Source organism: Endozoicomonas sp. ALD040, assembly GCF_049275945.1.
GTDB lineage: Bacteria > Pseudomonadota > Gammaproteobacteria > Pseudomonadales > Endozoicomonadaceae > Endozoicomonas_A.
In genome coordinates this window covers 1,196,351-1,207,543 of the sequence record NZ_CP184829.1, presented here as the reverse complement: position 1 = coordinate 1,207,543, position 11,193 = coordinate 1,196,351, and the positions used below count along the sequence as shown (strand labels likewise).

The following is an 11,193-nucleotide window of genomic DNA, read 5'->3' as shown; positions in this document are numbered from 1 at the left end:
AAAATGGCGTCATTCAGTGACAGCAAGCAATGAATCATACCTTCGCAGTTCAGTGATTTTCACCGAATGGTCGCTGGAGGCAGTTACCACAAGGCGACTATCGATACTGAAGTTGGCCGATAAGACCCAGTCATTATGGTAAATGCAGGCTTTTTCTGACCATAACCCATCGGTGCCCAGACCAATGATTTTCGCTGTTCCGTCCCTGCTGGCAGTCACCACATGGCGGCCATCAGGACTAAAATTGGCTGATAAAACTCCGTCTTTATGGTAAATATTCACTTCTTCTCGTTCCCATGATCCATTCGCTGTCTGGCGATAGATTCTTGCTGTGTCATCTTCACTGGCCGTCACCAGATAACGGCCATCGGGGCTAAAGACGGCTGAGTGGACGAAGTCACCATGGCGAATGGTCTTTTTTGGTTCCCATGATCCATCGGCCTTTTGAGCAAAGATTTTCGCTGTGTTATCCCTTCCGGCAGTCACTAAATGACGGCCATCGGAGCTGAAGTTGGCTGATAAGACCCATCTATGACGTTCTGTGCTGGTTTTTTCTGAACCGGATCCATCGCCCTTGGGGCCACAGATTTCTGTCGTTTTATCGCCAGTGTCGGTCATACGAACAGCGGGGTTAAAGCTGACTAATTTGATCGGACCATTTGGGCGAACAGTAGTTTCCCTTTCCCATGATCCATCGTCCCTGAGGCCATAGACTTGCGCTGTTCCATCATTACTGGCAGTCAGCACATGGCTGCCGTTGGCGCTGAAGGTGGCTGAATAAACAAGGTCACTATGGGAAATAGTGCGAACTGTTTTCCATGACCCATCTTTCTTATAGCCATAAATTATCGCCCTGCCATCATTACTGGCGGTCACCACATAGGAACCATCGGGGCTGAAGCTGGCTGAATTGACCTTGCTGGTATGGCGAATGATGTCTATCAATTCCCATGATCCAGCAGCCGTTTTAACGTAGATTTTTGCGGTGCCATCGTCGCTGGCGGTGACCAGGTGGCGTCCATCGACACTGAGGCTGGCTGAGTTTACACAATTCGCTTCGTTAATAGTGGTTGTATCTAAAACAAATGTCTCACATTCAGACATCAGCCTGGACAGGGTGAAAAATAACAGAGCCGGCACATAAACCCTGTCCGTTTTGCGATCTGTGATTGACTTCACTAATGCCTGATCATTCGTGAACGACCTAAACCAATCACAAAGTTGGTCAACATTTTTTGTATTGATGGTTGTCCTTAGTTGATACTGCAATGGTGAAGGAAACCGGCGATACCATGCTTTTGCCAGAGCATTATCTTGATGGATACCATTGCGAAGGCGTTTACATACCCGTTTTAAAATGACAACATCCCGAAGTCGCAAACGGCTGAAAATCATGGGGCTTGATAAAATAGAAAAATATTGAAATGAAGGTCTGTTCTTTTTTTCTTGATCAGCAACAGCGACGGATCTAGCCGCACTGACACGAGATAATGCACGTTCCAGTTCGGCTTGCCCGGTTGGTGGCGGGTTAGGTTGTGCAATGCTGGTGTTATTATCTATTCCATGCATCCCTGAATTCTCCAGAATAGGTATTTATCTTCGATCAACAAGGAACATTCAATGTTGATGCTGAGCTATATGGAAAATTGGAGTCAGTTTTAAAATGAAAGTTCATAACATGTTGTTAAGTGCAACTAACAGAGTTTCTGTCTTTCAGCGCACTCAAAATGGCGTTACCCAGTGACAGAAAGCAATGAATGATTGCTTGGTAGTTCAGTGATTTTCACTGTGCATCACGCTAATCACCTGATTCTCTATAGAGGAAAAGTGAATTTCTTTATCAAGCAGTCAGGTGGCAGTTTGATAAAACGGAGATGCAGTACGCTATATATTGCGATAAGTAAAGTGACGCGCTATCTTTACTATACGAAAAATGTAAAGAAATAAACCTATGCCTAAACTCAGTGCCAAACGGCAAATCACTATCCCTGCCGGTCAGTGTGAAGAACTTGGCATCCAGCCAGGAGATGAAATCGACAGCTTTATCGTCGATGGTCGGATTACCTTGATCAAGAGGCATAAAGGGGCAGCAGAAGGGTTTCTGAAGCACGTCAAGACCAAGCAGGACATCTCAGACGACGATTCACTTCAGAGTGGTTTGTAGTGATAGTCATTGATAGCAATATCCTGCTCCGATACTTGCTGAACGATGATGAGAAACAGTCAGCACAGGCCGCCCGGTTGATTCAGGGAGAAGAAAAGGTTCTGGTGACTGATGCTGCTCTGGTTGAGACAGTCTGGACGCTGAAGGGTAAAAAATACCAGCTTGCCAAACCTGAAATCATTGAGACCGTTTTGCAGCTTTTTCAGGAAACCAACCTCTACTTTGAGGACGGCCAGGTTGTTTGGAAAGCCCTAAGTGACTTCAAGAACGCAAAGCCTGTAAAAGGCAAGGAAGCCGACTTTGCTGATGCGCTTATTGTGTGCAAAGGTCGAAGCGTGATTGAGAAGCAGAAAGAGGTATTCAATGGCTCCTTCACTTTTGACAAAACTGCACAAAAACTACCTGGAGCCAAGGCTCCGAAGAATTAGAATCAGGGATTATCTACAGCTCGTCTTAGAGCTCGTCATTTAGTGTTGCAGGCCTGCACCATGGTTTATCTTCGCATAATCCACCTACGCACCTTTCAGAACCGCAGAAGGTGTCATCCGGGCATGGATCCCAGTATGTAAATGCTGAGCATTTGAAGGCGCCACAGCCATTACCATTACAATTGTGACAATGGGTGGTGACCGCATCGGAAGGACATGAATCCGGCAAAGCATTGAGTTCAATAAATGGTGAGCTGTGGTCTTGTGGTCTTTTTGCGCAGTTTATTCTTTCGTAACTGTGATCATAGACAGCTTTGACGAGATCCCGTTTTCCACATGTCGTACTACCATTGTCGTTTTGCTCATAACCAAAGGATATTTTACCTTCTTGTTTGTCGACATATGCACACATTGGTTCGTTAACCCTAGAACAGTTTTCAGGCGTTCTCATAACGTAATAATAATTTTTTGAGCCCGGGATAGTGACTTCTGTTGTATGGATATGCATGAAACCATCAATGGTATAGAAACCTGCGTCCAGCCAATCATAGTTTGTGAACTCTTCTTGCATAGAACCATTTGCATGATATCTGCAGACATGTGTGCTGGATTTTTCTGATGTTATCGTAGTGACATAACCAATATGCTCTTTACACTCTTCAGGTTTGCCGGGGTCGTTGGATAGGTTGTCAGCATTTTCAACATTGCTGACGAAACATAACAAAACTGTTGGCTTCAACTTGCTGATATCCTCAGGAAGCATGCTGGGTGGCCTTCGGTATTCGTGGATAGAATCATTCTTAGCCAGTGTCTGAAGAGAAAGAACAGAGACCAAAAACAGGGCTAATGACCCTGTTTTTTTCAGTGAGTTGAATAACATCAGACATTCACTCTTTCAGGAGGTGAAATTCAGTTATAGACAAGGATACAAAGAATGACAAACGCTCGATTTAAACGTCGGGAGAATAGAGACCATCGCATCTGCCTCGGTTGCGGCTCTCTATTTAAATGGAACTTATGTTTAATCTGAAGGTCAGAATATAAAACAACTTCAACTTGGTTCTTCAGATAGCAGTAAGGAGGTTGACTATGGATGGTCAGATTGATGAAGGTACAAAAAAACACGCTCTGAATCCTAACCTTCTTGATCATGGCGGGAATGGCGTGGCAGCCAAGATAGCAAAGCTGGATTTATTGTCAGAACAAGAGAAGACTGTAAGAAGCTGCTCTGAAGTAAGGTCCAAACTAAACAGATCGCCATCTTTGGAGACGGTGCCTGACAAAGTCAGAACCGTCTCTTCAACGGATTCCTCGCTGCCAAAGGCGACTCATTCCTTCGATTTTCGTTTTGTCGCCAGTGATGATGAAATTCGACAGCTTTTGACTGCCATAACCTGTAATGAAGATGTTACTGTTATTTCCCACCCCGATGACCTCTCACAGGCTAACCTGGTGAGTCGGCTGAGCATTTCCGAAGAGGGTCGTCATACTTTGCGCTCGGGCAAGCTGTTTGAAGGTTCACAGCCATTCACTCTGGTGATGGATATCCGCAAGCTCACCAGCGAAGAACTGCCCAAATTCAACGATTTACTGGACCCGGATAACCCCTGTCTGTATGACAAAATCAACCGGAAAAAACGCCCCCTTGGCGGGCATGTTTCTCTGTTGGTCCTGGCAGACCCTGCACAGTTGGCATCCATTGGTCAGCGTGATGACGCGCCCGCAGCCAGCGCTCCCGGTGCCGATTTCTGGCGGCGAATTAATCGGCCGGGAAATACCTGGCAGTTCAACGCACAGACTGACAATGACCCATCGATGGAGATCGACAAGGTACCTCCGTTATTGGCTGAACTCCCCTCTGCCGAAAGTGCTATGGACGACGACAATACCGTTCTTATTGACTGCCACTTGCACAACAACTGGCGACAGTTGATGCTGGGCGGCCCCGGAGTGGATAAACAGGGGCGAATTCAGCACCTGCCCGGCAGGCTTGAGCTATTGAAGGCCGGACAACGGGTGATTCTGAAAGGGGCCGACTGGCAAGATCTGGCCTTTGAACAGACCATTCGGCAGATGCTGGCGCAACAGTGTTTCGAGAGCAACGGGAAGATTTGTCCGTTACCCGACGATGTTCAGTTTTATCAGATGCCGGTGGGGAAGGGCGAGCTTCATTCACTGTTCCATAGCCTGTCCCACTCTCTTGCCAAAGAAGGTGTAATAGAAGGTAACAATAAAGACTCTGCTCAACGAATCCCGATCATTATTAACGAGAGTAATATCAGTGAATGGCTGAGCCCGATTGCCATTGCCCCGGAAGGCTATGCAGTCCCTGAAAACTGTCTGTTAGAACAGATTCGGGCAGGTGGTGCTGTCACGGTAACCTCTCCCCTCACTGAGATTCTCTGGTTTCGTTTGCTGGGTTCACTGCAGACTATTCGCGAGACCACTGGTCTGGAGCCCGGACTTGAGGTGGCTTATTCAAGACGACAGCCGGAAGCTCTGGGCCTGACAGAAACCGATGACTATCCTCTGTCCAAACTTCAGGAAAAAATGAGCAAGCACCTGGCCTTTCGTGCTGTCACTTATCAACAACCTGTTCAGGCAAGTTATTGGATTAATAAGCAGCAGCAAGCCCCTCTGGTCATTCAGGTCAATGAACAGACCCGCTTCAGCCAGCTCTTTGATAATATCCATATCACCTCGGAACAAAAGGCTCATTTTGGCAGAAGTCAGAGTAAACTGCAGGAGGCATTAATCGCTGGCAGGCCGGTGGTATTGAGAGGGCTGGAAACTAATCCAACGCTTCAGCAGCTTCTGGAACCCCTGGTTGTCGGGCAACCTCTGTTGGTGAATGGCCAATTGCAGGCCTACCCAAAAGCTCATATCACCCTGCTTTGGCCCAAGGCTGCAAGAAGCCCATCTTCACTGGTTAATTCAATGGTTGCCATGGGTAATCGGTGTCGCCGGGTCGATCTCTGGGATATTAATGCCCACAAACATGATATTCCCCGGACTGAGCTGCCAGAACAGGCGCTTGATGAACTTTACGAAGCCTTTAAAACCGTACCTGCCGACCTTTGTAACCCTCTGCCTGAAATGACCGAAGGATTGTTGCACAACCTGATAATGGCCGCCCGGCGAGCACAGCAGGTTGACCATTCCCCACAGCTTTTACCCCGCCATTGGCGCAAGGCCATCAATAGCCTTATCACCCATGGTACCCGGCAGAATCCTTCAGTGCGTGACTTTATGAAAGTGGTCTGTTGGCACTTGTTACCGGATAAGACGCCGAATGCCCATGAGAAGCCGGATGAGAATCAGACCGCCTCGGTAGACCCTGATCGGTTAAATGACATCATCACCAGTGCTCCACGGTTGGATAGAGCCTTTGTGGAGCAGAACATCTGGCCACTGGCCAGAGCTTTTGACCCGGGAGTACTTAATGAAGAATTAAAACTGCGCTACGTAAGTCCATTGCCATCGAGGGATGAAGAAAAAGAAGAAGTTCTCGGCAGGCTCTGTGCCATGATTGTGGCCCATGCTCCTGAACAACAACGGCAGGCAATGGCACAAGAGTTGGCAGTCGATCCGGAGTCAACAAAGCATTATCAATCCTTAGCCATCAGGCCATCGAGACAGATTAAACGTTTGCAGGATGTACTGGCTTCTGGCTGGCAGTTACCTTTGCCGTCAGGGCAGACCCGATCCGATGCCATTCAATCTCTGGCCACCGATTGTTTTCATATTGTCAGAACAGCCAATTCTGACGCAGCAGGCATTGAGCTCATAGAAAATCGACTTTCTGAATCACTGAAATGGACGGATTCCGCTGATACCTCCTTGTCAGCACTGGCCCGGGATCTTTATCACGGCGAGATAAGTCAGAAAGATCGTGAAAGTCGTCGATTATCTCGACTCCACGACCGGCTTACAGATTCTCCTGTTATCTTCCTGCAGGGAGAAACCGGCACCGGCAAAAGTTACTTTTCTGCCAAAATGGCAAAAGCTTCAGGACAGGCTGCGGTCATTTCCCTTGGACCTTCCGACAGCGAACAAACCCTGATGAAACGCTGGCAGTGGCAAGAGCACACCGATGGTGATCGCTCCATGACACTGCAAAACCGGGCGCTGATGGAATGGGCCAACACTCCGTCCGGGAAGGATGGACACTATGTCACTCTGGTTCTGGATGAAGCCAACCTGGCCAAAGCCGGATTGCTGGCATCATTGAACGGCTTATGGGAACCGGAGCCCTGCATTTACGTGAATGGTCACCCTGTCAGGGTCGGCCCAAAACACCGGGTTATTCTCACCGGCAACCCGGATCATTACGCCGGGCGTCAAATGGACCCGGCCCTGAAAGAGAAACTGCCCACAGCTTACTTCCCTCGCCTGGATAAGGCATTCCTTCGCGACAGAGTGGTGGAACCGGCTTTGGTCAAGCATTTACAACGGCATCTGCCGGAGCAGCAAATACACGACATTGCACACAGTGCCACCCAAAGTGTGATGGCACTTTGGCAATATTATCAGGAACTCTTGCCCGACCATGAGTTTACCCCCAGGGATTTAACCGATATCTGCAGTTGGGTGGGCTGGTATCTGGATCGAGCCCTGCCCGCTCGCGGCAGTGTGACCTGTGGGCAAATAAACAGTTTGATACAACATAGTTTTCGGGATGTACTGGGGCCGGAAATCACCGAAACTTATCAGGATGCCCTGTCAGCAGTGGAAATCTGGTTTGCTGCCCGTTACCAACCGGAGAACACCCTGAGCGACAGAGTTCATGAACACACTCTGCAGGAAATGCAGCAGACCTTCAGTACAGTCAGCGAAAAAATCCGACCAGACTTTGATACCTCCGGATCGGCAGTTCGTGAGCTGGCGCAACGGCTTGGACAGGATTTAAACCGCTGTCAGCAGGCTTATCATCTCAATAGAAAACACGGCGGTCGTCAGGCGACACTGATTGAAGGTCCGTCCGGACGGGGCAAGGATGCCACGCTGAACCTGGTGATTGAAAGTGTCAGACAGGAGGCTAAGCGAAAGGGAAAGTCCATGCCAGAAGTCTTTTACCTGAATGCCTGTGATTGTTCCTGGGACAAACTGTGCGAAAAGATCCAGACGGCAAAAATAAAAGGCGGCATCGTGGTGATTTCGGAGATGAACCTGATCGACAGCCAGCATCTGGAAGGAGAGTTAAACGATATTCTGGCCGGTGACGCCCATCCGGGTTTCCACCTGTTTGCCACCATCAACCCGCCTGAGTACAGCGGGCGAAAACCCTTATCACCGGCGCTGAAAGGACGTTTTCGGCATTTGCCCATCCGGCAGTACAAACCGGCAGAATTACAGACCATTACCGAAAAAGTGTTGCCAGAGTCCTCAGAAGGGACATTCGTCGCTAAAAAGCTGACAGAAAAACATTGTCGTTTAAGGGCTTACCTGCAACAGAAAAACCTGCCGTTGCAGCCGACCAGTCTTGATCTACAGAATGTCGCCATAGCCGTTAACAGAGGGGGTGATTTTAGCGATAAAGCACTCCATCAATGCCTCAATCAGTACTACCGGCTTTACCTGATGGCCGCCAAACTATCGCTGGAGGAACTGCCAAAATCATCGGCTCCTGCCATGGGTAAAGGATCGCTTGATCCTGAGCTGAGCGAATGGTTCTACCAAACGGTATCAGGCATTGATCGTCCATGGTTGATAGGGCGCAGTGATCGCAGCGCTATTGATGAAAAACACCATGAAATTCGTATTAACGCTCATCTCGATAAAGAGAAAGCCAAAACGGAAATCATCAAGGAAGTGGCTCAGGCCAGATGGCAGACATCCGGTCTTTCCCTGAAGCCGGATGAGTCGGACGATATTCTCACCCGGGCACTGTACCGATACTGTCAGCAATGCTGGTTTAAGCATGAGTTTGGCCAGACGGGCGTGGACGCCAACAGTCTGTTTCCGATGACGGAAGAAGAGGAAGAAACGCTGAAAATGCCGGATTCCCAACCTTGTCTTCGGGAGGCTGATCAGCGGATAAACACATGGACATCCAATGCCGTTCAATTATGGCCTGAGTTTTGGCATCAGATAATTGATCTGCCAGACTATTGCATTGGCAATGATAACGCGCCTGAAAAATACGATCCTGAAGTCTTCGAGAAACAAGCTCCGGCATTGGACCGGAGAACGAACTATGAGGTTCTGACGACACCAGATCCTGAGGATCATATAGTTTTTGATACGGATAAGAATATTTCCCATATGTATCGGTGTTCGGCACTGGATGTTTACGTAACTTCTGAGGGTAATATCAAACTGATCGATCTTAAGGATGTACACATCAGGGGGGTCGAAACCCTCATGCCTGAACGCTTACCCGGGCCTGACCAGACACTGATATTAGCCAGCAATCAAACGCTGGGAACCCGGGAGTTGTCATCGGACAATGGTCAATATGCATTGCCCAGCCTGACGCCCAACGATTATATCGTGGCCCTGCGTATGGAACCCGATTTGCCATTTACTCTGGTCAGGGACCAATATACCGGGCTTCACACACTGTCTGTTCCTGAGGCCAAAGTCGGCCAGAGTATCAGAGTGGTTTATGTTGTGGAACCGAGAGAGCCGGGCAAAGCCACGCGCGCCAGACAAACCAGACCTGCAACAGATTTGGACACCCACTGTTCAGAAGGCATGAAAACAGTACTGGACAGGGTGTTTACGACCATTGACCAACAGCGTCGAGCCAAAGAACGGGAGCCTTTGCAGACCATAAAAGACGCCAAAGACACTGAGCAACGAATCGAGGCGATCAGGAAGTATTGCCGACAGTTTTCCGGTAAGGCAAAGCCAAAGCGCACGGAAAATTTCTTTGAATTTCTCGTAACACGACAACAGGGTAACTGTCGTCACCGTGCTCCTGCTTTTGTTGCATTATGCCGTTATTTCGGGATTCCATGCCGACAAGTCGCAAGCTTTGTCCACTGCTTTGCTGAGTATTCCGGGGATGGTGGACAAACCTGGAAGTCAGTGGATTTAGGTGGGGAGCCCGGAGAGACAGTAGAAACGACAACTGAGTTCCAGACCACCACAAAGATCAATGATTCCAGCAATAAATCAAAGAGAATTAAAGCTCTCCTGAAGGATTTCCTGAAAGGGGCTGATTTAGCACGACAACAAACTCTGGCTAAAGCCTGTGACATGAGTTTGGAGGAACTGAACAAAGCCCTTGAGACAAACAGTGTATTCACGAAAGTCAATCTAAGTATTTCCAAAATAGTCAGCAACCTTTGGGAGGAAAGCAATTTAACCAGTTTTTCCGTGGGCGTCTCATTGCTGATGTCCCTTGAGACAAAAGAATTAGGCTGGGACGAGATTGTATTGACTGGTACTAAGGAAGGCGAAGATGGGAATACCTACAGCCCAATGTCGGAGGCGGTAAGAAAAATATTGTCCAAGAGTGATGAAGATAAAATCACTGAACAGCTTAAGTTACTTTATTCAAAAATGATTGTTCAGGCTGGAGCAAGCCCTCGCCAGTGGCTGAGTTCAATAATTATAATACTGATGGACAGTGACTTAACTAAACCTTCGGTTATTCACTTTGCCAGTGAAGCCTTGAAACTGGGTTGGTTGGATCCACTGACGGCCTCTGGCTCCTATGGGGTCACTATCAATGCCTATAAATTTCATCAGCTATTGGTGAGCCTGGAAGCTGTCGATGAACTGAAGGTTAAAGCTGCCCATTGTCTGAAAAACTGGTACAAGGCCTATTTGTCCAGGGAGAAAAATAGCTATTCATGGCTGTCAGTCCCTGAGTACTTCCAAAAGAAATTAACCAGGACTACGTTGGTCACACACGAACATGATGGGTTTTCGCCATTCCTTAAAGGTGAAATAGCCTGCCTATCTTTACAAAGCTTCTGGTCGGACGAACCTGAGGGCATTCCGGATATAGAGCGAATGCTGGTGCACCATCCTGCGTTCAGGAAATCAAGCTCGGGCAAGGCAAACCACCGACCCGTGATTATCCTGGGGCAACCTTCCTGGGACAGCACGGTGATTAAGGAAAAAGCCGAGGCTCTGTTTCAACGAAAAGTTGAGAACAGCCCGGATCTTAAGCTGTTACTGGAAAAAACCAAACTGAAGTCCTTCAAGGTGTCATTGAAAGATCAAAGGCGTTTAGATAATTTAAGAAACAAATACCAGCAAGCGATTCAGCAGGCCTTCTGTCATTACCTGTATGGAGTGACGCACTCGAAGGGCGGTAGCTTATTGTATTGTTGGGCCGAGGCTCAAATGCAGGAGTCCCTGAGTCAAGATTTCTATGGCGCTCATGAGCCATCCTCAGCAAAAGAGCTGTTTGACATGATGCGTTATATTAATAGCTCTTTATCCTTTCAGAATTCTATTAAGGATGCTTATTTAAAGCAGGCACAAGACAGCAGTAACGCTCTGGTGCTCAAATCCAGTGAGTTGACAAAAATTGCCGAAGAGTTTTTGAGTACCGTGAATTTGAATACGATTTATGAGGCATTGGATACCTGATAACGACCATCCGGAAAACCTGAATCAGCTACTGAATTTCATAAACTTCAG

The 11,193-nt window shown here is 48.0% G+C and carries 5 protein-coding genes; 3 read left to right on the top strand and 2 right to left on the bottom strand.

The window, feature by feature from the left end; all coding sequences use genetic code 11:
* Positions 1-9: 9 nt before the first annotated feature.
* Complete coding sequence (locus ACOJUN_RS04040; RefSeq protein ID WP_422135387.1) at positions 10-1,569, bottom strand: F-box/WD repeat-containing protein; 1,560 nt, start codon at positions 1,567-1,569, stop codon at positions 10-12.
* A gap of 382 nt (positions 1,570-1,951) precedes the next feature.
* On the opposite strand from ACOJUN_RS04040, the gene ACOJUN_RS04035 reads away from it, so the two are divergent.
* Together ACOJUN_RS04035 and ACOJUN_RS04030 are read left to right on the top strand one after the other, a co-directional pair.
* Positions 1,952-2,164, top strand: a complete 213-nt coding sequence (locus tag ACOJUN_RS04035) for an AbrB/MazE/SpoVT family DNA-binding domain-containing protein (protein WP_422135386.1) — start codon at positions 1,952-1,954, stop codon at positions 2,162-2,164.
* Positions 2,164-2,592 carry a PIN domain-containing protein gene (locus ACOJUN_RS04030; protein ID WP_422135385.1) on the top strand — a complete coding sequence of 143 codons (429 nt, stop codon included), beginning with the start codon at positions 2,164-2,166 and terminating at the stop codon, positions 2,590-2,592. The genes ACOJUN_RS04035 and ACOJUN_RS04030 overlap by 1 nt, the downstream gene beginning before the upstream one ends.
* 25 nt (positions 2,593-2,617) lie before the next feature.
* On the opposite strand, the gene ACOJUN_RS04025 is transcribed toward ACOJUN_RS04030, so the two are convergent.
* Positions 2,618-3,355, bottom strand: a complete 738-nt coding sequence (locus ACOJUN_RS04025; protein ID WP_422135384.1) for a hypothetical protein — start codon at positions 3,353-3,355, stop codon at positions 2,618-2,620.
* Positions 3,356-3,681: 326 nt separating this feature from the next.
* Between ACOJUN_RS04025 and ACOJUN_RS04020 the strand changes: the two genes are divergently transcribed.
* Entirely contained in the window at positions 3,682-11,142 is a 7,461-nt protein-coding gene (locus tag ACOJUN_RS04020) for an AAA family ATPase (RefSeq protein ID WP_422135383.1), read from the top strand.
* The last annotated feature ends 51 nt before the right edge of the window (positions 11,143-11,193 follow it).